Origin of the sequence: Entomomonas moraniae, assembly GCF_003991975.1 — a bacterium.
Taxonomy (GTDB): Bacteria; Pseudomonadota; Gammaproteobacteria; order Pseudomonadales; family Pseudomonadaceae; genus Entomomonas; species Entomomonas moraniae.
Genome location: NZ_CP029822.1, coordinates 1,958,906 through 1,983,476, shown reverse-complemented (window position 1 = coordinate 1,983,476; position 24,571 = coordinate 1,958,906). Strand labels below are relative to the sequence as shown.

The 24,571-nt window shown below is 37.7% G+C and carries 21 protein-coding genes and 1 other RNA gene; 12 read left to right on the top strand and 10 right to left on the bottom strand.

Annotation, left to right across the window (positions count from 1 at the left end; all coding sequences use genetic code 11):
• The first annotated feature begins 836 nt into the window (after positions 1-836).
• Positions 837-3,422 (top strand): Rne/Rng family ribonuclease, encoded by a 2,586-nt coding sequence (locus DM558_RS09405; RefSeq protein ID WP_188110964.1) that lies wholly within the window; start codon positions 837-839, stop codon positions 3,420-3,422.
• 68 nt (positions 3,423-3,490) lie between these two features.
• Positions 3,491-4,633, top strand: a complete 1,143-nt coding sequence (locus tag DM558_RS09400) for a glycosyltransferase family 9 protein (RefSeq protein WP_127163734.1) — start codon at positions 3,491-3,493, stop codon at positions 4,631-4,633.
• Here the strand turns inward: DM558_RS09400 and DM558_RS09395 are convergent.
• Positions 4,630-5,976, bottom strand: coding sequence for a flippase (locus tag DM558_RS09395; RefSeq protein ID WP_127163732.1), 1,347 nt, complete (start codon positions 5,974-5,976; stop codon positions 4,630-4,632). The genes DM558_RS09400 and DM558_RS09395 overlap by 4 nt on opposite strands.
• A 251-nt stretch (positions 5,977-6,227) precedes the next feature.
• Between DM558_RS09395 and ssrA the strand changes: the two genes are divergently transcribed.
• Positions 6,228-6,578: a transfer-messenger RNA gene (gene ssrA, locus DM558_RS09390) on the top strand.
• Between the two features lie 116 nt (positions 6,579-6,694).
• On the opposite strand, the gene DM558_RS09385 is transcribed toward ssrA, so the two are convergent.
• Entirely contained in the window at positions 6,695-7,519 is an 825-nt protein-coding gene (locus tag DM558_RS09385; RefSeq protein ID WP_127163730.1) for a hypothetical protein, read from the bottom strand.
• A gap of 133 nt (positions 7,520-7,652) precedes the next feature.
• The gene (locus DM558_RS09380) at positions 7,653-8,537 is read right to left on the bottom strand and encodes a universal stress protein (RefSeq protein WP_127163728.1); all 885 of its coding nucleotides are present in this window, start codon (positions 8,535-8,537) and stop codon (positions 7,653-7,655) included.
• 175 nt (positions 8,538-8,712) lie between these two features.
• On the opposite strand from DM558_RS09380, the gene DM558_RS09375 reads away from it, so the two are divergent.
• Positions 8,713-9,639, top strand: coding sequence for a 1-aminocyclopropane-1-carboxylate deaminase/D-cysteine desulfhydrase (locus DM558_RS09375; RefSeq protein ID WP_127163726.1), 927 nt, complete (start codon positions 8,713-8,715; stop codon positions 9,637-9,639).
• Positions 9,640-9,641: 2 nt separating this feature from the next.
• Entirely contained in the window at positions 9,642-10,736 is a 1,095-nt protein-coding gene (locus DM558_RS09370) for a saccharopine dehydrogenase family protein (RefSeq protein ID WP_228411726.1), read from the top strand.
• Here the strand turns inward: DM558_RS09370 and DM558_RS09365 are convergent.
• Positions 10,731-11,771 carry an NAD(P)H-dependent flavin oxidoreductase gene (locus tag DM558_RS09365; protein ID WP_127163722.1) on the bottom strand — a complete coding sequence of 347 codons (1,041 nt, stop codon included), beginning with the start codon at positions 11,769-11,771 and terminating at the stop codon, positions 10,731-10,733. The two genes, DM558_RS09370 and DM558_RS09365, sit on opposite strands and share 6 nt — an antisense overlap.
• 167 nt (positions 11,772-11,938) lie before the next feature.
• Here DM558_RS09365 and DM558_RS09360 point away from each other — a divergent pair, with 167 nt between their 5' ends.
• Entirely contained in the window at positions 11,939-12,157 is a 219-nt protein-coding gene (locus DM558_RS09360) for a DUF2061 domain-containing protein (RefSeq protein ID WP_109701970.1), read from the top strand.
• 72 nt (positions 12,158-12,229) lie between these two features.
• On the opposite strand, the gene DM558_RS09355 is transcribed toward DM558_RS09360, so the two are convergent.
• The 3 genes from DM558_RS09355 to DM558_RS16045 form a co-directional block, all read right to left on the bottom strand.
• Complete coding sequence (locus tag DM558_RS09355; RefSeq protein ID WP_127163720.1) at positions 12,230-13,846, bottom strand: FMN-binding glutamate synthase family protein; 1,617 nt, start codon at positions 13,844-13,846, stop codon at positions 12,230-12,232.
• Between the two features lie 72 nt (positions 13,847-13,918).
• Positions 13,919-14,983, bottom strand: a complete 1,065-nt coding sequence (dinB, locus tag DM558_RS09350; RefSeq protein WP_127163718.1) for a DNA polymerase IV — start codon at positions 14,981-14,983, stop codon at positions 13,919-13,921.
• A 129-nt stretch (positions 14,984-15,112) separates the two neighbouring features.
• Positions 15,113-15,286, bottom strand: a complete 174-nt coding sequence (locus tag DM558_RS16045) for an SEC-C metal-binding domain-containing protein (RefSeq protein WP_407644316.1) — start codon at positions 15,284-15,286, stop codon at positions 15,113-15,115.
• Between the two features lie 166 nt (positions 15,287-15,452).
• On the opposite strand from DM558_RS16045, the gene pgi reads away from it, so the two are divergent.
• Positions 15,453-17,123, top strand: a complete 1,671-nt coding sequence (pgi, locus tag DM558_RS09340) for a glucose-6-phosphate isomerase (protein WP_127163716.1) — start codon at positions 15,453-15,455, stop codon at positions 17,121-17,123.
• Between the two features lie 97 nt (positions 17,124-17,220).
• Positions 17,221-18,975 (top strand): gamma-glutamyltransferase, encoded by a 1,755-nt coding sequence (gene ggt, locus DM558_RS09335; RefSeq protein WP_127163714.1) that lies wholly within the window; start codon positions 17,221-17,223, stop codon positions 18,973-18,975.
• 30 nt (positions 18,976-19,005) lie between these two features.
• Here the strand turns inward: ggt and DM558_RS09330 are convergent, their stop codons facing one another.
• From DM558_RS09330 to DM558_RS09320, 3 genes are read right to left on the bottom strand one after another with little or no spacing between them, the layout of a single operon-like run.
• Positions 19,006-19,680 (bottom strand): MarC family NAAT transporter, encoded by a 675-nt coding sequence (locus DM558_RS09330; RefSeq protein ID WP_109701975.1) that lies wholly within the window; start codon positions 19,678-19,680, stop codon positions 19,006-19,008.
• A 39-nt stretch (positions 19,681-19,719) separates the two neighbouring features.
• The gene (locus tag DM558_RS09325) at positions 19,720-20,475 is read right to left on the bottom strand and encodes an NUDIX hydrolase (RefSeq protein ID WP_127163712.1); all 756 of its coding nucleotides are present in this window, start codon (positions 20,473-20,475) and stop codon (positions 19,720-19,722) included.
• 39 nt (positions 20,476-20,514) lie between these two features.
• Entirely contained in the window at positions 20,515-20,832 is a 318-nt protein-coding gene (locus DM558_RS09320; RefSeq protein WP_127163710.1) for a DUF2388 domain-containing protein, read from the bottom strand.
• A 340-nt stretch (positions 20,833-21,172) separates the two neighbouring features.
• Here DM558_RS09320 and mraZ point away from each other — a divergent pair, with 340 nt between their 5' ends.
• The 4 genes from mraZ to DM558_RS09300 are packed head-to-tail and all read left to right on the top strand — an operon-like array spanning position 21,173 to position 24,568.
• The gene (mraZ, locus tag DM558_RS09315; RefSeq protein WP_127163708.1) at positions 21,173-21,628 is read left to right on the top strand and encodes a division/cell wall cluster transcriptional repressor MraZ; all 456 of its coding nucleotides are present in this window, start codon (positions 21,173-21,175) and stop codon (positions 21,626-21,628) included.
• 5 nt (positions 21,629-21,633) lie between these two features.
• Positions 21,634-22,578: a 16S rRNA (cytosine(1402)-N(4))-methyltransferase RsmH gene (rsmH, locus tag DM558_RS09310; RefSeq protein ID WP_127163706.1), complete on the top strand. Its 945-nt coding sequence runs from the start codon at positions 21,634-21,636 to the stop codon at positions 22,576-22,578.
• Complete coding sequence (gene ftsL / locus DM558_RS09305; RefSeq protein WP_109704283.1) at positions 22,578-22,868, top strand: cell division protein FtsL; 291 nt, start codon at positions 22,578-22,580, stop codon at positions 22,866-22,868. The genes rsmH and ftsL overlap by 1 nt, the downstream gene beginning before the upstream one ends.
• Positions 22,865-24,568: a peptidoglycan D,D-transpeptidase FtsI family protein gene (locus tag DM558_RS09300; protein WP_127163705.1), complete on the top strand. Its 1,704-nt coding sequence runs from the start codon at positions 22,865-22,867 to the stop codon at positions 24,566-24,568. The genes ftsL and DM558_RS09300 overlap by 4 nt, the downstream gene beginning before the upstream one ends.
• The last annotated feature ends 3 nt before the right edge of the window (positions 24,569-24,571 follow it).

The following is a 24,571-nucleotide window of genomic DNA, read 5'->3' as shown; positions in this document are numbered from 1 at the left end:
GTTTTGGTTGCTGTACGTTGTACATCTGAAAATTATAATTTAGTATTTTCATGGGTGGTTTATTTTAAATAACTGTAAAAAAGTAAAACTTTGATATGGATTATAAGTTTTGTTATGAATCAGTCAATTATTTCATTGAAGATGTCTGTATTAACTGCTATATTCAGCACACCTATTTATAGGTTTATCAACATTATGAGTTTAACTGGTTATAAAGGGATAGTTAAGTTAATCCTCTCAATATACGATATGAGAACTTCTTAGATTTATAATGTTGCTAGCGTATTTATAATCATTAAGTCAATTGCAGAAATATCTATTGATAAAATTAGATCTACAGGTTGATTTTTACATTTAAAACATCTAATAAGATTTGCCTGTAAAGTAAAGCAATGACGGATAGAAATATGATTAGTGAGTAAAAAGTAAAAAAAATGTATGGTGTAGGCTACCGTCTCAGGAAAAACTGGAAAAAGTCTAAAAAAAATGTAGAGTTAGGGCAACAATGTATGTCGTTCCTAATAAATTATAACCCGCGAGTGATAAACACGCGGCACCCGATTATCCATGAAGCATTTTGGGTGGAGATGTACTGAGTAGTCAGAGCGTATCATGTAAGTATTATTAGATGCCAGAGCATCCGCCGACTATAAAGAAATTCCTCCTCCTTTTATGTCTTTGTATGAAGAAGACTAGGAGACGCGGTCGCGAACTAACTCGTCAGTTAGTTATGCTAGACACGAAGGTGGTATACCACTTTGGCGCGCCCCAAACACTGAACGTGTGTATCGAGTGTGCTTTGTTGTTTCTGCTTGCTTGGAAACAGTTGGTATAGTATGAAAAGAATGCTAATAAATGCAACTCAGCCTGAAGAGTTGCGTGTAGCGCTTGTTGATGGGCAACGTTTATTTGATTTAGATATTGAGTCTGGTGCCCGTGAGCAAAAGAAAGCGAATATCTATAAAGGCCGTATCGCCGCAATTCAACCCAGTTTAGAAGCCGCTTTTGTTGACTTTGGTTCGGGTCGACAAGGTTTTTTACCGCTTAAAGAAATTTCACGAGAATATTTTGTCAATGGACAAGAGAACCATAGTGGTCGCCATAGTATTAAAGATTTAATACAAGAAGGCCAAGAAGTTATTGTTCAAGTAGAAAAAGAAGAGCGTGGTAATAAAGGCGCAGCTTTAACCACATTTATTAGCCTTGCGGGGCGTTATTTGGTGTTAATGCCTAATAATCCTAGTGCGGGCGGTATTTCACGCCGTATTGAAGGCGATGAACGCGTTGAGTTAAAAGAAATATTAAGCGCATTGAAAGCTCCCGCTGATATGGGGTTAATAGTAAGAACTGCAGGTCTTGGCCGTGGTATTGAAGAGTTGCAGTGGGATTTAGATTATTTATTGCAATTATGGTCAGCGATTAAAGAAGCGGCTGATAGTGGTCCCGCGCCTTTCTTGATTTATCAAGAAAGTAATGTGATTATTCGTACAATCCGCGACTATTTACGCCAAGATATTGGTGAAGTATTAATTGATACAGTGGATGCTTATGAAGAAGCTTTAAACTTCATTAGCCAAGTCATCCCGCAATACAAACATAAAGTTAAACTGTATCAAGATGCAGTTCCTTTATTTAATCGCTATCAAATAGAAAGCCAAATTGAGACAGCATTCCAACGTGAGGTACGTCTACCTTCAGGCGGTTCTATTGTTATAGACCCAACAGAGGCATTGGTTTCTATTGATATTAACTCAGCTCGTTCAACCCGAGGCAGTGATATTGAAGAAACAGCTTTGCAAACGAACTTAGAAGCGGCTGAAGAAATTGCACGCCAACTCCGTTTGCGTGATATCGGTGGTCTTATTGTTATTGATTTTATCGACATGACTCCTTCTAAAAATCGTCGTGCGGTAGAAGACTGTGTGATGGAAGCTTTAAAAGCAGACAGAGCGCGTATACAAGTGGGTTCTATTTCTAAATTTGGTCTATTAGAAATGTCACGTCAACGTTTGAGACCTTCTCTACGTGAAACCAGTGGTGTTACTTGTCCTCGCTGTAATGGTCAAGGAACCATTCGTGATGTTGAGTCGATTGCATTGGCTATTTTACGTTTAATTGAGGAAGAAACACTAAAAGAATCTACAGCTGAAGTAAGAGCACAAGTGCCAATTCCTGTATCAGCTTTCTTGCTCAATGAAAAAAGAAACGCAATTACCAAAATAGAACTAAGAAGCCAAGTGCGTATTGTGATTATTCCAAATGATCACTTAGAAACACCAAATTTTGAAGTTCAACGATTACGTACAGATAGCCCAGATGCACAATTTAACGAATTAAGTTATGAAATTCAGCACGCAGAAGTAGAGGAAGATACTAATCATTCTAACTCTTCTAAGGCGCTTATTCGTCAGGAAGCAAAGGTTAAGACGATTGCTCCTAAGCAACCAGCTCCAGAGGTAGATAAAAAAATAGGTGGTTTAAGAGGACTCGTAAAATCACTCGTTAGCTTATTTTCTGTTAAAGAAGAGTCAGAAGAGGCTGCTAAAACAGAAAGATCTACTGAGAATATAGCGCGTAATAATAATCGCCGTAATAACGAGCAACGTAATCAGCCCAGACGTAATAATAACCGTAGAGACAATCAGCAAAATAGTAGAGAGAAGGATGAGGAGCGTAAAACACAAGCTCGTCCTGATCGCCGTCGTAATACTGAAGAAAAGGTTAAAGATAAAGTTACTGACAGTGACATTGTTGAGACACAAGATGACCTAGTTAAAGGTATTGAGAACAATGTCGGTGAGAATGATGAGCGTCCACGTCGTCGTACTCGAGGGCAACGTCGTCGTAATACAAGGAATGACCGTCCACGTGAACCACGTAATAATAATGAAGTTACTGACTCTGCAGAGGTAGGACAACAAGATTTGTTGGAAACAGCTAACCAAACACCTGCTAAAGCGAATGAGCCAGAAGCTATTAAAAAAGAACGAGTTGATATTGATAGAGATTTTTCTGAGTCAAAGGATAAAGTAGTTGAGTCCGTTAGTACATCGAAAGAACTTGTAGTAAATAAATCAGTAGAAGAGTCTCATGTATCTTTTCAATTAGAAAAAGTTGCTGAGGTTGTTTTTGAACCAAAGCCTGATGTAGATATAGTAGAGAAGCCAGAGGCTAGCAAAAAAACTTCTCAAGAGGTTAATAGAGCTAATAATATCGTAAATGATGTTGTTGAAGAGAAAGAAACTATAGAGCCACCTGCTCGTACTATTGGACGTGCACCTAACGATCCTAGAGAAATGCGCCGTCGCCAGAAGACCGAAGAAGAAAGCAATGCTCCTGTACAAGTGGTGAGTGAACCTAAAAAAGAATTAAGTTCACAGTTACCGTTAGAATCAGCCTCTAAAACAGAACATGATAATTAATTTTCATCATTAGAAGAAGGATGCTTAGGCATCCTTTTTTATTTAAGACTTAAAACCAGAGGTTTTAATTGATTAGTAAAATTAAGCGAATCATTCATTGTTTTTTGCTAAATATAATTGATTTGGCAGCAATACGAAAGGCTAATATTAAAGAAAAAAGTCTAGCAATAATTAGGGTCGATGCTATTGGAGATTATATTCTTTTTAGAGATTTTTTACCCTTACTAAAAGTGTCTAATCAGTATAAAGATTACAAGATTACCTTAATTGGTAATGGAGTATGGAAAGCATTAGCAGAAGCACTAGATAGTGAGTATGTAGACGATTTTATCTTTTTGGATAGAAATAAATTTTATAGAAAGTATTCCTATCGTTTTATGATGCTTCGTAAACTTTCATCATTTGGTTTTGATATTGTTCTTAACCCAATGTACTCTCGAGAATATTATATTTCTGAAAGTATTACTAAATCTTTATCAGCACATGAAAAGATTACCTGTGAAGGGGATCATAGCAATATTTCTGCTCATGATAAGAAAAAAGCCGATAGTTTTTATACAAGGCTATTTTTGAATACAAAAGAGGTTATGTTTGAGTTTTATCGTAATCAGCAGTTTTTTGAACAGTTATTGGGTAAACCACTATCAATACACATGTCTATAGATAAAAGAAAACTCCCAGTATTTAATCAGATGTTACCAAGCCATTTTATTGTATTATTTTTAGGGGCTAGTCGTCCTTATCGAAAATGGTCAGCCAAAAACTTTGCTGAAGTTGCTATTTTTTTAAAGCAAAAATATCATTATGAAATAGTTATTTGTGGTGCTCCCTCTGATATTGAACAAGCACAATTATTTAAGAAATTTTTTAAATATGATTATGTTGATTTAGTGGGTAAAACAACACTGTTAGAACTAATGTCGGTTATTCTACAGAGCCAATTCCTCATTAGCAATGAAACCAGCGCAGTTCATTTTGCTGTAGCATTAGGCGTTAGTAAAGTAATTGTTCTTTATAATGGACGTCACTTTGGAAGATTTACCCCTTATCCTGAATCATTGCATCAAGGTTATAAGGTTGTTTGTCACCCAGAGATTGCCAAAAATAAAAACGTATATCAAGAAATTAGTCACGATCGCATGTATATTAATCAACTAGATATTAATGATATCACAGTGGATGAAGTGTCCAGAGTGATAGAGTCCAGTTAATTCTTATATAACTTATTTTTCTGTAAGCTTTTTATAATATAAAATGGATTTATAGTATTGAGTTTTAACCAAAAAATTCTACGGGTTTGCACATTAAATAAATCAAATAAAAATGTTGCAGAAATTTGTGCAAAGAGCGTAGCAATGGCAGCACCCTTTATCCCTAACTTAGGAATTAGAACTATATTTGCCACGATATTGATTATTGCACCAAATACAGATCGATACATATAAAGCTTCTGTAAATTTTCTATCACAAACCATTGTCCACTTATTACGCCAATACTAACGAAAATACCTGTCCATATATGAATAATCAGTATGTCTGTTGCTTCTGTATACTGAGATCCAAATAAGATATTGATAATAAACGGTGAGGTATATGTGATGGTCAGCGCGACAAGAATGCTTATCCATGCAAGGAAAAGCATGATGAGATATATTTTTTTATAATAAAGTTCTTTATTACTTTCTCTAAGCCTTATAAGTAGTGGGTTGGTGGAGCTTACAACTATAACAGGTAATAAGTAAAAAATTTCACTGACTCTGATGGCAGCAGTATAAATACCTACAGCGCTATAATCTAGCATTTGCCCAAGCATTATTTGATCAATACGCATGTAGATAATGATAGTAAAACTGGCAAACATAAGAGGCCAAGAGTCTTTTAGATCTTGTTTTATTTGCGTTAAACTAAATCGCCATTTGAGAATACTTTGTTTTTTATAAGTATAAAAAATTAAAAGAAATATAGATGATAATATGGCTTCTAGTAGAAATACACAAACAATTGCGATAAATGAAGCTTGGTAGAGCATCAGTATGATTTTTAATGAGCTACAGATGATAAATGAGCAGTTTTCTGACCATACAATATATTTTGATTGTATATTGGCTTCAAAATAATAGCGTATTGTATCAGAGGGTTTGAGTAAAATTGATAGGCCAATAATGATTGTAACTAGTTGAGGCGTGTATTCTTGATATAAAAAGGTAGCGATAAGTAATAAAACTAAGAAAGATATAGAGGCTAAGGTTGATTGTATTAAAAAACAACTACCAAGGATGTCATCTGATTGTTTGGGATGACTTACTAGATTCTTCACAGTAATACTATTTAATCCAAATACAATGAATGCAAAGAAAAAAGCAATGATGGCTTGAGCATAGTTTAATATACCAAATTGTTCAGGTCCTAAATATCGTATAATCCAACTGATAACGAACAGGTTGATAGACATACGAAACAGTCTATCAAATAATAACCAACCAATATTTGACAATACAGTAGATAAATGGGTTGAAGTTAACTTATTTTTTAAATTATGGAAGAGAGACGTCATCGAATATGTCTAAATTATTAATAAAAGGAGTTTGGGGAAAACATTATGGCATCATTATAATGAAGTTTTCATTGTAAATGGGGGTTAATTTATTTGAAGTCATAGATAAAGTAAAGATAATGGTTTTAAATTTTTAGCATAGATATGCTAAGAAGTAAAATACGAAAGTGGTAGAGGTCTTTTATAAAAGATATTATCGATTTATTATTTAAAATAACATATAATACGGCCACCTAATAAGTTTCCCTTTTGGGGTCGATTAGGATTCGACGCTGGTGATGAAACTTGAGGGGCATGTCGAGCTGGTAGCAAACCTCGTAAATTAGTTGCTACAAATTATAGTTGCAAACGAAGACAACTACGCTTTAGCTGCTTAGTCAGCTAACAGATGTTAGGGGCTGCCTGTAATCCCAAAACATCTGTCAAATAGAACAGGATCGTCACAAAGTTTGCTATAGACGGCGTGATTAAACTTTATATAGCTAGCTCAAAGCACCCTGCCTATCGGGCGGCGATGAGTCAATTTAATAGATAAGGCTAAGCATGTAGAACCGATAGCGGAGTGCTGGCGGACGGGGGTTCAAATCCCCCCGGCTCCACCAAATAGAAAGCCCTGATAATTTATTATCGGGGCTTTTTTATTATCAAACAGAAAGATACAGTAAGGGCGACAAAAATTTTAGCAATTAAGGTCTTATATCATTAATAGGGGTACCCTTTAATTATGTGGGGTGGTTTTATCGGGTGCTATGTCATTATCTGTTGCTGGCACTGGTAAAGCATCAGGAGCCCCTGGGGTTATATCAATGGGGGTGAGCCCTTTAGGGAGTTTAAAGCTTAATTGCTCGGCCGTTAGTGGAGCAAAGTCATAATGGCTAAAGTATGCTTTAAATTGGTCTGTTCCAACAAGGCTATATTTATTAACTAAATAACTGTCTTTATTAACGGAAAGAGTTGCAGTTTTTAATGTATTGGCGAATTGTTTAACAAAGTCATCTTGTGGGATATTTAGCTGGCGTATTTGAGTATACTTAGTAAATTTCTCTATATTAATATTGCCTTTCAATGTGATTTCTTTGCCTTTACAAGAAGCTTTGAGATCATAGATAGAGAGGATAGTCTTTATTGTTCCTACATAGTCTTCACCACTTAATAGTCCACCTGCTAAGGAGTAATCAGTGTTGAAGGGGCGCTCAGGGGTACGTTGTTTAATTTTGCTTAAATCAACTTTATAAACCATATTGGCCTCTTCAATCCATTGGTATTGTTGATCGTAAACAATCGTTAATGTGTCATTATCAGATATTTTTATGGTGGCTTTTAATAAGTCAGGCCGCTTGCTGGCAACAACCATTTCGGCAGGTTGTTGATTGTTTACAATAGACTTTATTGTTACTTGATAATCAGTAATTTTATCTAAGCGCTGCTCCATTTTATCAATAATATCTTGTGTTTTACAAACTTGCACATTTGCATAAGTATATGAAGTAATTAAAGATAATATAATAAAGATACGGCCTAATTTATTGTGTTTTGCAGTCATGTATCCCTCACAGTAATTAAAGTATAAGCTAGCTGAATTATGGGGGATAGATCAAAGAACTTCAATAGATAAAGAGTAGGGCTTCACTGTCTATAATTGCAGAGTACAATGAGAGCACTCTGCAATTGTTTTTTTATGCAAGTATTTGCTTCATTAATTCTTCAAGTGCCACGGTAATACTGTCTGGTTTAATAATTAATAGATCACAGTCAAGGTCATCTAAAATAGCTTCGGCGGTATTCCCCATAAGTGCTCCTGATGCCCCAGTACGCCCCATGTTGCCAATGACACAAACAGAAGCATCAAGGTCTTTAGCAACCTGAGGAATAACAACATCAGTAGCACCTGCTAATAGGTGAATATTTTCTTTGTTCAAGCGAGGGTGATCTTTTTCAAAAGAGTCCCGAGCTTTCATATAAACCTGTTTTATTTCTGATGTCATCCCATGTATTTTTGAGTCAGGATGAATTTCTGCAAAAATAGGGGAAGGATAGACGCTTACAAGGTGTAGACTGGTTCCTTTAGCAACATAAGTTAAAGTTTCAGCCACATTAACTAAGGTATTATGCAGTTCTATATGGCTTTTATCAGATGTACCTAAGTCAACAGCTGCTAATACAGGTCTGTTAGCCCATGGTTTGTCTTGGTTAACAATTAAAATAGGACAAGGGCAAACTCGAAGTAGTTTCCAGTCTTGGGGGGTGATAATAGCACGTTTTAGGATATTATCAGGTAAATGTGTCTTGATAACTAACATACTATTTTGTTGTTTTTGAACGGTAACAATGGTTTTGTGATAGTTTTCATGCCATGCGATTTCTGAAGAAACCTGTAAACCTGCTTCTTGTAGAGAATTAACTGCGTCGTTAAGCAGATTCGCTGCTTTTTTTGATTCGCTACAAACAAGTAGATACAAAGATGAGTTTGTTACTTTTGCAAACTCTTTAGCACGCCTAATGACAGGATGATTATCATGTTTAGGGTCAATAACCACAATAATGCTATCGGTATTTTTCATAAATTTTCCTATTAAGAGTTGCCACTCAAGTTATGGTCATACTATATAGCGTATTAATGAATAAAAACACTATTTTATAAGAAAAAATAGTTTATTAATATTGGGTGTATAATAATTAAAAATTAAATATATCAATATAATATGATGTATAAACTTTTACTGCGATGTTTTGGTTATGGATAAACAGTTTTTTATACCTGATAAAGTTACATTAACCCCCTTGTCTTTGCCCGTATTTGATAGGGCAAATATAAGTTTAGCTGTGCTTAGATTAGATAAAACAGATCAGTTAATTTCAGGTAATAAATGGTTTAAGCTACATTATCATTTAGTTCAGGCAAATTTACAACAGTCGAATGGATTATTAAGTGTCGGAGGTGCGCACTCTAACCATCTACATGCTCTTGCCGCAGCAGGGGAAAAACTAGAGTTACCAACAGTTGCTTTAATACGTGGGCAACCTATAGAAACTCCTACAGTAGTTGATTTACAGAAGTTGGGAATGCATTTGCATTGGTTGAGTTATGGAGAGTTTCGTCGTCGTTACCAAGCAGAGTTTTGGCAAGAGTGGGCAGAGCGCTACCCTGATTTTTATTTGGTGCCTGAAGGCGGTGGTGGCATTTTAGGTGCTAAAGGATGCAGAGTGATTCCTGAGCTTATTAAACAACAGTTATTTACTATAGGTTGGGATGACTTCGACTATATTTATACGGGAGTTGGTACTGGGAGTACACTAGCAGGTATAGTGTGGGGACTTGGGGGAAATCACCAAGTTGTAGGTTGTTTAGCTGTGCCTGAACGTTATGGCGTGGATGTACAAATTAAAGAATTGTTAGATGAAATTCCTGTTTCTTTTACAAATTATCAATTAAAACCAGCCGCAAGGGAAGGATTTGGGCAGGCCGATCCTGATTTACTACATTTTATTAATGATGTTGAAGCGTTAGCAGGGCTACCCTTAGATCCTGTTTATACGGGAAAGACTCTATATTTTTTACAACAGCAAGTCATCAATGGTGAAATTGCTGAAGGTTCAAGAATTGTGTTGCTTCATACGGGTGGTTTACAGGGACGTCGAGTATTACTTAATAGATGGGAGTAAATATGCGTGTTTTGATTCTAGGTGGCTATGGAAATTTTGGGAAAATAATAGCGCAACGTTTGTCGAGCATAGCATCTGTTGAGTTAGTGATTGCAGGAAGAAATATTGATAAAGCAAAACTATTTGCCTCAAAGATCAATGCAGATGCTATGTTATTGGATGCGAAGCAAAAAAATATTGCTAGCACCTTAAAAGAACAGAAAATAGATGTACTGATTTCAACGGCTGGGCCATTCCAAGGGCAAGATTATTATGTGGCAGAGTCAGCTATTGCTGCAGGATGTCATTATATTGACTTAGCTGATGGTAAAGCATTTGTTTGTGGTATAACGCAGCTTAATGAATTAGCTAAAAATGTGGGAGTATTGGTTTGTAGTGGTGCGAGCTCTGTACCGGGATTAAGTAGTGCGGTAGTTAATGAGTTTTTACCACGTTTTTCTGTTTTGAAAAAAGTTATGATTGGTATTAGTACATCAGAGAAAGCACCAGGACGGGCGACAATTAATAGTCTGTTTGATTATTGCGGTAAGCCGATTGATCAATTAATTGATGGGCATTGGGTTAAACGCTACGGTTGGCAAAAACTTGTCTACCATAAATTTACTGAGCCTTTAGGCTATAGACCGCTTGCTGCATGCGATATTCCTGATTTAACATTGTTTCCAAGACAGTATAAAACACTGGAGACGGTGAGCTTTTCGGCAGGTACTGGTTTAAAGCTAACGCATTATGGGACATGGTTTTTTTCGTGGCTTATTCGTTTGGGAATTATACGAAAGCCTCAACGGTATTCGAGATGGATGCATAAAGCAGCATCGCTTGTAGAGTTCTTTGGGGATGGTCGTAGTGGTATGCATGTGACATTAAGTGGGCTTGACCACGAAGCGAAACCTTTGCAACTATGTTGGGAGTTAATTGCTTTAAATAATGATGGTGTCAATATTCCTTGTTTAGCATCTGTTGCGTTGGTGAGAAAAATGATGACAGGTTGCTTCTCCAGTGTTGGCGCTATGTCCAGTATGGGATTGCTCACACTGGACGAATATTTAGAAGAGTTAAAAGGACTAACATTTACTACTCATCTAAAAGAGTTATAGCGCTTTAGCCAATAGTTTGGTTAGTTCGGCAGCAGGTATTAAAGTGCAACCAGAAGTATTTTGGCCTGCCCAAAGCGGAGTGAAATCATTTTTTCCTTTTGCTTCTGCCTCTTTTCTAAGTGCAGACATGGTGGGTGTTGCGTAAGGGAATGATGGAGTAAATGAGTTAATAAAACCTAACTGTCTCATTGCTTTGTTAACGATACCTCTGGCGGGTCTTCCCGTAAAGATATTGGTAATAGCGGTATGTTTTGCTTCGTCAGAAAGGAGCGCTTGCCGATGTAAAAGGCTGGTGTTTGTTTCAGGACACAGCAGATAACTTGTGCCTATTTGTACGCCAGATGCACCTAAGGCCATTGCCGCTTTTATTCCCTGTGCATTTGCGATACCTCCAGCGGCAATAACAGGAACAGTCACTGCCTCTACAATCTGCGGAACTAACGCCAAGGTACTTACTTGTGTTGTGAGATCTTCGGTTAAAAACATACCGCGATGTCCTCCAGCTTCTAACCCCTGTGCAATAATGATATCGACTTGATGGTTTTGTAAGTAAAGCGCTTCCTCTAAGGTTGTTGCTGAAGATAAAATAGTTGCTCCCCAAGATTTGAGTTGTTCTATGAGATGGGGCTCAGGTAATCCAAAATGAAAGCTAATGACTTTGGGTTTAAATTCAGCTAATACATCAACGTGAGCTTGACTAAATGGTTGGCGATTAGTTTCTAAGTTGATATGGTGTGTGTCAATTTTGTATTCATCAAAGAAGGGTTGTAGTTTTTGGAACCAAATTACTTGTTCTGAATCATCTAATTGTGTTTTTTTGTGACAGAAGAAGTTTAGATTGATAGGATTTTTACTCTCGTGTTCAATAGTGATTAGCTCTTGGTGTAGTTGTTCAAGCGTAAGCATTGCACAGGGTAACGAACCCATTGCGCCAGTATTGCTGACGGCAATTGCCAATTGGCTACCTTGAACTCCAGCCATGGGTGCTTGAATAATCGGTATATTTAAGTTGAGTAAATTAATAGGAGGGTTCATTATATGCTTTCCTGTCTAGTAAGGTCGATGTTCTTACGGCTGTTTTTATTGTACACCTTAGTTTATTTATAGTTTATTTTAATAATGACTATAGTAACAATAAACTATATTAATTTATTAGTAAGATTATACTGTAATTGTGAATCATTCTTAATAGGAGTGAAAAAATGATTAAGACAATTACATTTACCTGTATGCATTTCATTATTGCGTTTAGTGTAACTTATTTATTGACAGGTAGTCTTGCAGTTGGTGGTTTAGTTGCATTGGTTGAACCTTTATGTAATGCAGTTGGCTTTTACTTCCATGAGAAAGTGTGGTGTCGTATTAATAAGACAAAAAAGAAACATTTAAAGGAGGTGAGTTATGAAGCAATCCCAATATAACGTTGTTTGCCATTATTATCATCGGCAAATAGGTGAAAAGTATGATCTATTTGCCGATATGTTTAATGATAATTATGCAATGTGGTTAGATTCAAATGATTCTGCTTGGGCAATCTTCCAGATGTCCGAGTAAAATGGGCTAGCAATTTCCCCTGACAGTAGTTCGCCTTGTTTTAAGTAGTAATCTATATTTGAAAGAAGGCGAATTTCATTATCGGATATTCGTCTAGCAACATGATGTGGTTTTAATTCTTTTGGATGATTTAAACCAGTGGCAGCAAGCATTTCAGCAAATGCTTTTAATGTATTTTTATGGAAATGGTAAACACGCTCCGCCTTATCTGGCACAATAAGTGCTGATTGTCTTAAAGGGTCTTGTGTAGCAACACCTGTTGGGCATTTGTTCGTGTTGCAAGCTTGTGATTGAATACAGCCTATAGCAAACATAAATCCACGTGCCGAATTAACCCAGTCAGCCCCCATAGCTAAAGCCCTTACAATATCAAACCCACTAATAATTTTTCCACTAGCACCGATCTTAATTTTATCCCTTAAATTAGTGCCCACAAGTATATTGTGTACGAGTAATAGTCCTTGACGCAAAGGGAGACCAATATGGTCACTAAACTCTACAGGAGCATCACCTGTGCCACCTTCCTTACCGTCAACCACAATAAAGTCTGGTAATATTTTAGTTTTTAACATGGCCTTAACGATAGCGACAAACTCCCAAGGATGCCCAATACAAATTTTAAAGCCAACAGGCTTCCCACCACTCAGTTCCCTTAATTGTGCAATGAACTCCATGAGTTCTATAGGGGTTGAGAATGCACTATGAGTCGGTGGAGATATGCAGTCCTGCCCCATGGGTACTTCACGTGTAGAGGCAATCTCAGCAGTAACTTTACCTTTGGGTAACATTCCACCGTGGCCTGGTTTTGCTCCTTGGCTTAGTTTTACCTCAATCATTTTAATTTGCGGGTTAGCCGCTTGTTCTGCAAATCGTTGGGGATTAAATTTACCATCTTCGGTACGACAGCCAAAGTAACCGCTAGCAATTTGCCAAATAAGATCACCACCATTTTCTTTATGGTAAGAACTAAGTCCACCCTCTCCTGAGTCATGAGCAAAGTTTCCTTTTTGGGCTCCTTTGTTGAGTGCACGAATAGCATTAGCACTTAATGCTCCAAAGCTCATCGCTGAGATATTTAGAAGGGATGCTGAATAGGGTTGTGAGCACTGCTCAGTTCCAATTTGAACACGAAATGATTCGGGGTCTTGGATTGGTGCTGGTCGAATGGAGTGGCTGATAAATTCAAACCCTGTTTTATAAATGTCCTCCACTGTACCGAAGGCTTTATTGGCATCAATATTTTTTGCTCTACGGTAAACGAGGGAGCGTTCTTGTCGGCTAAAAGGTAATGCTTCTGTATCTGATTCGATTAAATATTGACGTATTTCAGGGCGAATATATTCGATGAGAAAACGCAGATGACCTAAGATAGGATAGTTACGACAAACAGAATGTTTGGTTTGTGTAAGATCATATATGCCAATTAGTGACAAGATTGCAGTGGCAATAGTAAAAATCCATAGCCAATGATAAGTCATTGTAAAAGGCGCTGTAATAACAGTAAATAAAATACAAAAAATAAAAAAGCTATAGCGGCTTAGTTGTAAATTTTTCATTATGTTTCTCAAAAATCACGGTGAATGAATTGTTTTATTTAAGGGGTAGCTAAGGGGAATGGCGAGGTTTGATTAGTTAAAAAGGGTGAGTTGTTCAATGATATCTTGTAAATCAATAACGCGTGTTCCGATACCTAATAATCTAACAGGTTTATTACCTCGCTCAAAGGCTTGCTTAAGTAATGTCTGATAACTATCAAGATCAAGGGGGGCTCCTTGTTGTTCTATGGTGGTTTGTGTAAAGTCGTGAAACTTAACTTTTACAAAGGGCTTTCCTGTCTTATAGTTTTCATCTAAGCGAGCTATTCTATTATTTAACTCATCAATGAGCTCGGGTAGTTTTGTAAGACAATGTTGTAGGCTAGGTAAATCCTCTTGGAAAGTGCGTTCTACGCTAACAGATTGACGCCTTTGAGTTTTTACTGGGCGCTCATCAATGCCACGTGCAAGATGCCATAGTTTTTCTCCAAAGTTACCAAAGGCTCTTAGTAATTCAGCACGCCCCCATTGTTTTAAATCATAACCAGTATAAATGCCGAGTCGATTTAATTTATAGGCTGTTATTTTTCCCACACCATGCAGTTTATGAACGGGCAGATGGGTAATAAAACTATCTATTTGTTCTGGAGTTATAACAAATAAGCCACTTGGCTTTTTCCAGTCACTGGCAATCTTAGCCAGAAATTTATTAGGAGCAACCCCCGCAGAAGCGGTAATGCCTATTTCTTGATGGATACGTTGTTGAATGATTTTAGCGATGTAAGTTGCACTATTATTATATAAAGGACTATCAGTAACATCTAAATAGGCTTCATCCAATGAAAGTGGTTCGATATGTGAAGTGTAGTCTTGAAATATTTGTTGGATCTCTTTAGATACAGCGCGATAGACATCAAATCGAGGTCGAATAAATAGTAAATCTGGACAAAGTTTTTGAGCCCTTTGAGAGGACATTGCTGAATGAACCCCATAAGCTCTTGCCTCGTAGTTACAAGTGGCGACAACGCCACGTTTGTTTGGTGCTCCCCCTACGGCAATAGGTTTTCCTAGCAACGATGGATCATCACGCATTTCTATCGACGCATAAAAGCAATCGCAATCAACATGAATAATTTTTCTTAGCATAGGTTTAGTCATGGAATCATTGTAAACCAGTATCGTAGATAAAAATATAATAAAAGTAACGCTTTGTTAAAGCGTTACAGATTGATTGAGTTTATTCTCGGTAGTAATCATGACGGTTAGCTCCATCGAAAACGACCTGTTTTAAGACAGCACTTCTTGAAAGCTTAGTGTCGAGCCACAAGGGCAAGGATCATTTCTGCCGAGTTTTTCTTCTAAAACCTTGCCATTAACGGTGCGAACAAGGCCTCGTTTAACTTGTGTTTCTGATGGGAAGCCTTTACGGCGTTTACTAGTTGGCTCGAAAAAAGCCTGTATTATTGAATGGTTGCATGATAGTTCTCCTCATTGGATTCAACAATAAAATGATTGTTGAATATTTTTATTATAGATATTTTTAATTTTTATTAAAGAGTTATTAAGACAAGTCGATAGAAGTTTTATTATAATTGGTCATTCAATTATTTGTTGGCAAGGAATTTTCATGTCGCAGCCTTATTATTTAAAGCCTAAAGATGTCACACAATTAATCAGTTGGAGTGCATTGACTGACCATTTTCAGGAAATGCAGCGCTTTGATATGCGCCAAGCATTTGCTGATGATACTAATCGTTTTGATGCATTTTCATTAGAGGGGTGCGGCTTACTCTTTGATTATTCTAAAAATTTAATTACTGATAAAACGATAAAGCTTTTGGTTGAATTAGCTAAAGAGGTAGGTCTTACTGCGGCGAGAACTGATCTTTTTTCTGGAAAATTAGTTAATGCGTCAGAAAAAAGAGCGGCGCTTCATACTGCCTTGAGACGGCCGTATGGTGATAAAGTGTTTATGGACGGTGTTGATATTATGCCAGAGGTGCATAAAGTCTTACATCAGATGACAGAGTTAGTTAACCGTATTCATAATAACCTGTGGCGAGGCTATACAGAAAAGGCCATTACGGATGTGGTTAATATCGGTATTGGTGGCTCATTCTTAGGGCCTATGCTTGTTTCTGAAGGGCTTCTTCCCTTTGCTCAGAAAGGTGTTACTTGCCATTATTTAGCAAATATTGATGGTAGTGAGTTTAAAGGGTTAGTTAATAAGTTAAATGCAGAAACCACACTTTTTATCGTATCCAGTAAATCATTTGGAACATTAGAAACACTCAAAAATGCACAAGCGGCCCGAGGCTGGTTTTTAGCTAAAGGTGGTGAAGAGAAAGATTTGGCAAGGCATTTTATTGCGGTTTCCTCTAATGTGAAAGCTGCTGTTGAGTTTGGTATCGCAGAGGAAAATATCTTCCCTATCTGGGATTGGGTAGGAGGGCGTTACTCTTTATGGTCTGCTATTGGCCTGCCCATTGCCTTAAGCGTGGGAATGTCTAATTTTAAAGAGTTGTTAGCTGGCGCTTATATGATGGATCAACATTTTCTAACGGCGCCTTTTGAGAAGAATATGCCCGTGTTAATGGCATTGCTAGGAGTGTGGTATAGTAACTTTTTTAATGCACAAACCCATGCGGTATTACCTTACGACCATAACTTAAGAGATTTTGTGCGTCATTTGCAGCAGTTGGATATGGAGTCTAATGGTAAAAGAGTTAGACAAGATGGTTCAGTGTTAGATATCAATAGCGGTCCTGTTTTATGGGGTGGTGTTGGGTGTAATGGGCAGCATGCTTATCATCAATTATTACATCAAGGAACCCGTTTTATTTCGGCTGATTTTATTGTTCCAGTGGTAAGTGCTAACCCGCTTAATGATCATCACCAATGGCTCTATGCAAACTGTTTGAGTCAAAGCCAGGCCTTGATGTTAGGAAAAACTAGACAACAAGTTGAAGAGGAGCTCGCCATCAAGGGGTATTCGGTTGATGAGATAGAAAGATTAGCTCCTCATAAGGTAATTCCTGGGAATCGTCCTTCAAATACGATTGTACTTGATCGTGTTAGCCCGCGTAGTTTAGGTGCATTGGTTGCTCTATATGAGCACAAGGTATTTGTACAAAGTGTGATATGGGGTATTAATGCATTTGATCAATGGGGCGTTGAATTAGGAAAAGAGTTAGGGGTATCTGTTTATAAAGGGCTAACGGAGTATCAGCCAGATAAAGCTGAAGATGCTTCAACACAAGGGCTAATTAATTATTTTCGTAATTTACATCGGGGTTAAATAAGGAGAGCTTTTTGCTTCTTATTTTTATGTTGTAAAAAATTGGTATATTACTTGCTTATTATGGTTTTCCACATAGCTATAATGAGGCATCATAATGTATCGAATACAGTTAGTTTCTTTTCTTTCTCTCCTTTTAGGTGTGCTATTTGTTAATGCGCAAGCAAATAGCTTTCAAACACCTCCCAAAGTAACAGGAAAATATTGTGATACACCCTCGCGTTGTTTGAATCCAATAGCTCAAAATGGAATGGTAGTTTCGCCTAATTATTTGGCGACACAGGCTGGAGTAGAAATTCTTCAAAAAGGGGGTAATGCAGTTGATGCAGCCATTGCTGTCGCTTCTACTTTATCGGTTGTGTATCCCCAAATGAATACCATAGGGGGTGATAATTTTTGGATTATTTATAATGCAAAGACAAGAACTATTACAGGGTTAAATGCGAGTGGGCATTCTGGTGGGAAAGTAACGCGAGCATTTTATAAAACAAAAGGATTTTCTAAAATACCAAGTCGAGGTTATTTGTCAGCGAATACCGTTCCTGGGGTTGTTTCTGGTTGGGATGAGGCTTATCGTTATGCGTTTAGATCGATGGGGAACTCTGTCCCATGGAAAGATTTGTTTTTACGAGCTGTCTTTTATGCTGAGAAAGGTTTTCCTGTTACTCCAAGTTTAAACTATTGGTCTAGCGTAAACATCGATACGAGTGACCAAGAGTTTCGTAATCTGCAGCGATTTCCTGAGTTTAAGCGAGTATTTTTGAAGGCAGATGGTAGTGTTTATCCGGTCGGTGAGCTGATGAAGCAACCTGATTTAGCTAAAACATTAGCAACAATAGCTAATCAAGGTGCAACAGGTTTTTATAAAGGATCAATTGCTAAAAAAATTGTTAATGATTTACAGGCCAATGGTGGAGTATTAACACTAGATGATTTTGCTAGACATAAAGCGACGTGGGTCGCGCCAATACATGTTAACTATCGTGAGTATGTTGCTTATAATTTACCACCGAATACACAAGGGATGGCTTCTTTAGAGATTTTAAATATTCTAAACAATTTTGATATTAAAAAATTAGATGAAGGTAGCGCAGATTATTATCATTTATTGGTTGAAGCAACGAAACAGTCTTTTGCTGATCGTGATAAGTATTTGACTGACCCACAGTTTAATAAAATACCTTTAAAATTTCTATTATCAAAGCAGCATGGGAAAGATCAAGCAGCGCAAATTGATATGACTAAGGCTAGCATCAACATCAAGCCATTGGATCCAAAAGGTGATACTGTTTGGTTTGGTGTGGTTGATGCTGAAGGCAATGCAGTGTCTATTATTCAAAGTATTTACTATGATTTTGGATCAGGGATTGTCGCTAAGGGTACGGGGGTTTTATTGCAAAATCGAGGAAGCTTTTTCTCACTCGATCCGACTCATGTTAATCGACTAGAGCCTAATAAGCGTACTTTTCATACATTAAACCCCGCGATGTTATTAAAGAATAATAAGCCTTATTTGGTCTATGGGACAATGGGAGGGGAGGGGCAACCTCAAACACAAGCTGCGATTGTTACACGTATTGTTGACTTTGGGTTTTCTCCACAAGCTGCGATTAATGCTCCGAGATGGCTATTGGGGCGAACTTGGGGGGCATCATCAAATGATCTGAAAATGGAAGGGCGTATTGCACAATCAGTGTTTGATGAGTTAGCAAGGCGAGGACAGCCCATCAAAAAGGTTGAAGATTATACTGATACAATGGGGCATGCTGCCGCCATTTTAATAGATCCTAAAAGTGGCATGATGTATGGTGCTACAGATCCTAGAGGGGATGGTGTAGCAGCAGGATATTAGTTTGAAGCGTTGGGATGGAGTCTTTTAGTTTTAATGGATTTGCGTAGCAATAATTTCTAAAATACCATTAATAATAAATTGCACACCCATACAGATAAGTAAGAAGCCCATGAGTCTGGAAAGGGCTTCTACGCCTCCTTTTCCTAATAGTTTCATAATGGCATTAGCACTGCGTAAACATCCCCACAAAATAAGAGAAACAAAAAAGAATGTTAGGACCGGTGCTATTTTTAGTAAAAGTGCAGAGTATTCAGTATTGTCACGTATTGTCGATGCGGTACTGATGATGAGTGCAATTGTTCCAGGGCCCGCTGTACTTGGCATTGCTAAGGGGATAAAAGCAATGCTTTCTTTGTTTTGATTTTGCAAGTCATCATTTGTTGTTTTAGTGATGTCATGGACGAGCTCTTTCACAGGGAAGAGCATTTTAAAACCAATCAAGGCTACAATCAGTCCCCCAGCAATACGTAAACCAGGAATTGAAATACCAAAGGTATTCATAACCAGCTGTCCACCGAAAAAAGCAACCATCATAATGATAAAAACATAGATAGAAGCCATGCGTGCTTCACGATTAATTTGTTTGGTTGTCATTCCTTGCGAGAGCCCCAGTAATAGTGCTACCGTCGTGATCGGGTTGGCTAACGGGAGTATAATAATAAGCCCTAAGCCAGTAAGCTTTAGAAGTTCTAAAAGAGAAGTCATGATCATTTGTCTTTTGTCAGTTATTTGCAAAAAGTAAAGTTAAGACTTTAACGCTTTTTCATTGTATTTAAAACTACGTGGAAAATACGTTAATGTATCAGGATTTGTCAGGCGATAAAGTTGTGCAGGGCGGTGCGTAGCAGGCCTCATTTTATTAGGGATAGGGGCAATTAGATTTGTTGATAAGATACGTGTTCTAAATGAGCTTTTATCGAGTGGGCGGTTAAGTACTATTTCGTAAACTTTTTGTAAGTCCGGTAATGTAAACTCATCGGGTAATAAGTAAGCAGGTAGAGATGTATACTCTACTTTCGCATGGAGTCTTTGAGTTGCGAGGTCTAGTAATTCATTATGATCAAAAGCGAGCTGTTTTTTTACTTGATTATCAATAAGTGGAAACCATGCTACTTCAGCCGCGTTACCGCCTTTTTGTAGGATAACTTTATCAGAATTTAATAGTGCAAAGTAGACATGAGTAATCGACCATTCTGTAGGTGCGCGATCTTTACTTCCCCATGCGCCTACTTGCTCAAGATAAGGGCTGTTTACATTTGTTTTTTCTTTTAATTTGCGCAGAGCACAACTATTTAAATCTTTATCGATATCAATATCTAAAAAACCACCGGGTAAAGCCCATTTTTCAGTAAAGTGTTCTTGTTCATTATTGGGTCGTTTAACTAAAAGTACCTGCAGTTTTTCATTCTTTACAGTAAATATTGCAATATCGACTGTTACAAGCGGTCGGGCAATAAGGCTTAATGGTGTTGAATTAAGTGCTTTTGTATCTTTGGGCATGGCGTTAAGTCATTATTTTGAAGAGTTATAGAAACAATACTAATAGGCTAAAATAGCTTGTGCTAGTGCCAAATCAGAAGCTTTTCTTATATCAGGGTATTGTACTCTGAGATGCTCTAGTGCTTGTTCTAGATAAATCCCTCTAATTTTTCCATCGCTTCCTACAAAACTTGCAGCATCATTTTGAGCTTGCTTAATAATTTTATCTCGCTTTGTTGTATCGGTAGAGGCTGATGACCCAGAGGCACCCGCTGATGAAGCAGAAGTGGCAATATTGTTAAATGCATTGGTAATAGCGCCAAATGCAAATACTTGTGTTGATGTTAAAAAAAATACTAATACTAAGAGCTTACGCATCTTCTATTTTCCTCTCAATTTTTATCATTGTAACACAAGGTTTTTCAAAGTGAGATGGGCAAATAAAATTAAGTCTTATTGTTTTGTCTTTTTGGTGCATTTTTCTTATAAGAAATACCGTGATTAAGATGAGCTATAAATAGTGGTTATAACTAAATAATAGGTATGATTATTATTTATAAAAAAACGATGAATTTATTGGTGTTTAATTAGATTTTACTTGACTGATGTTGCAATGGTTTCTATAGTGTGTCTAAGTGGTAGAAAGTGGTAAAAAAGGGCTAAAAGTGGTACTTTATTGTTTTTAAGTAGTTAATAACTTATAGATAGGACATTTCAATTGTTTCGTGGCGCTAGTGCAGTTAGTTTGGATGCAAAAGGTCGTGTAGCGATGCCTAGTCGGTATCGTGACGAACTGAGTGTTCGTTGCGCTGGAAAAATGATTGTGACCGTCGATGCGGTTGATCCTTGTTTAAATATCTATCCGCTACCTGAGTGGGAGTTGATAGAAAATAAGTTACGCCAAATGCCCTCCTTACGTGAAGAAACACGTCGCTTATATCGCACCTTAATAGGCAGTGCTCAAGATATTGAGTTAGACAGTAATGGTCGTTTTTTAATACCACCTCGTTTAAGAACAAGGGCTGGCTTAGATAAAAAAGTTGTGTTAGTTGGACAACTTAATAAGTTTCAGCTCTGGGATGAGGATACGTGGAACGCTGTTGAGCTAGATGATATAGCAGCGATTAAAGAGACCGGTGGGTTATCAGAAGAGTTACGCGATTTAATTTTATAGCAACCATGAAAAGACAAGATTTTGCGCATACAACAGTATTACTGAATGAAGCTGTTGAACAATTAGCATTGATTGATGAAGGTTGTTACGTCGATGGCACTTTTGGGCGTGGTGGTCATAGCCAATTAATACTTAGCCAGTTAGGGGCTAAAGGTCAGTTGATAGGTTTTGATAAAGATCCTCTGGCAATCAATACCGGCCTATTATTGGCAAAAGAGAATACGCGCTTCTCTATTATACAAAATTCATTTGCTAATATGAAAGCAGAGCTTGAGAAGCGTAATTTGGAAGGTTGTGTTTCTGGGGTTTTACTGGATTTAGGTGTTTCTTCTCCACAGCTAGATGATGCCAGTCGAGGATTTAGCTTTACCCATGAAGGCCCTCTAGATATGCGGATGAATCCAGATATTGGTATGAGTGCTAAAGATTGGATTGCTACAGCAACAGTCGATGAGATTAGCAGAGTTTTGAAAGAGTATGGTGAAGAACGTTTTGCAAGAAGAATGGCACAAGCCATTGTTGCGAGAAGAGAAATAAAGCCTTTTGAAACTACGCTTGATTTAGCTGAAGTGATTGCAGTGGCTAATCCAGCATGGGAAAAAGGTAAAAATCCTGCAACACGCGCTTTTCAAGCAATTCGTATTCACATCAATAATGAATTAGGTGATTTAGAGAAAGGTTTAGAAGCAGCTGTTGATGTGTTAGCAGTGGGTGGGCGTTTGGTTGTTATTAGTTTTCACTCACTTGAAGATCGAATTGTGAAGCAGTTTATGCGTAAGCAAGTAAAAGGTGAGGCCGATCAACTACCTAGAGATTTACCGATTCAAGTTACGCCATTTGATCCCAGATTGCGAGTGATTGGAAAACCAATTTATGCTAGTGAGCAAGAAGTTAAACTAAACCCACGCTCACGTAGTGCCGTTTTGAGGGTTGCAGAGAAGTTAAGATGATGGAAAAGAATCAAATAACAATGCCTAAGGGCAGCCTATTGATGTTGATGCTGTTTATTGCTGTGCTTTGTTCAGCAGTGATGGTGATTTATACAAGTCATAAGAATAGGTTATTACTTAACGAGCTTTACCAGAACTTGGCTGTTTATAACAAAGGACAGTCAGATTGGGGACGTTTAATCCTTGAACATAGCACGTGGACTGCTTATGGGCGTGTTGAAAAAATTGCTATTGATCATTTAGGTATGCATGTTCCTACTCCTAAAGAAGTGAGGATGATAGGAGAATGAGTAGTAAGATTGAGCATTATCCAGGTCGCTTTAAATTTGTGATATTACTTTTAGCACTGGTGGTGGGCGTTATTGTCTGGATGTTGTTTGATCGTCATGTACTTAATAATACTTTTTTAAAAGAGCAGGGAGATTTAAGATCCGTACGTTACATGCCTATTCCTGCTCATAGAGGCATGATTACTGACCGTAATGGTCGATACTTAGCGGTTAGCACTCCTGTTATTAGCCTATGGGGCAATCCTAAGGAACTTATCAATATTCCAGAAGAGTGGCCAAAGTTAGCTACGGCATTGGAGCAAGACATTGGCGTATTGTCAGATAGAATAAAAAACAATAAAGATAAAGAATTTATTTATTTAGCACGAGGGCTTGATCCCGATAAGGGCGAAAGCATCTTAAAACAAAAGATTATTGGCGTATACTCCCTTGAGGAGTATCGTCGTTTTTATCCCGCCGGTGATAGTGTCTCGCAAGTGATTGGTTTTACTGATATTGATGATAAAGGTAGAGAAGGGATTGAGCTTGCCTATAATAATTGGTTAACGGGAGTCCCCGGTAGACGCGAAGTTTTAAAAGACAGACGTGGACACCTCATCAAAGATATTCAGGTCATTAGACCTGCCAAACCCGGTAAAGATATACAATTATCAATTGATTTGCGGTTACAATATTTGGCTAGTCGTGAGTTGCATAATGCTATTGAAGAGTATGGCGCTAAGTCTGCAAGTCTCGTTTTAATTGATGTTAAAACAGGCGAAATTTTAGCCATGGCAAATCAACCCACATATAACCCCAATAATCGTGCCGCTTTAAAGCCAGAGGAAATCCGTAATAGAGCCTTGTTAGATGCATTTGAACCAGGATCAACTGTTAAACCATTTTCAATGTCTGCCGCTTTGGCAACAGGGCGTTGGAAGCCAACTGATACAGTGGATGTCCGTGGTGGGAAGTTAAGAATAGGTCATTATACAATCAGCGACGTATCGCGTGCGACTATATTGGATTTAACCGGTGTTTTAAAAAAATCGAGTAATATCGGTATGAGTAAAATCGCCTTTGATATTGGTGCTGAACCTATTTATGACGTAATGAAAAAGGTTGGCTTTGGTGATAGTACGGGCTTAGGTTTTCCCGGCGAAGGTGCAGGTTTCTTACCTGTACACCGTAAGTGGGGCGCTGCAGAAACAGCAACTTTATCTTATGGCTATGGTATATCAGTCACGCCAACACAATTGGCGCATGCCTATGCGACGCTAGCCAATAATGGAGTGAGTTTACCGCTATCGCTTATTAAACGTAATGATGTTCCAAACGGTACACAAGCTATTGATCCTGAAGTTTCTAAAACAGTTCGTCGAATGTTACAGTCTGTTGTTGAAGATGAGGGTGGTGTATTTCGTGCCCGCGTAAGTGGCTATTTGATTGCAGGTAAAAGTGGTACTGCAAGAAAGACGATTGTGAATAAAGGCTACGGTGAAAACCATTATCGTGCTTTTTTTGCTGGTATGGCGCCTGCGAGTAATCCACGGCTTGTGATGGTTGTCGTTATAGATGATCCAACGAAAGTTGGCTATTTCGGCGGACTTTTAGCTGCTCCCGTTTTTAGTAAGGTGATGTCGGAGACCTTGCGTATGATGAATATAGTCCCTGATAACTTGCTGACAGCAGATGGTTCTATCGCAAGAACAACAAATTAAGGG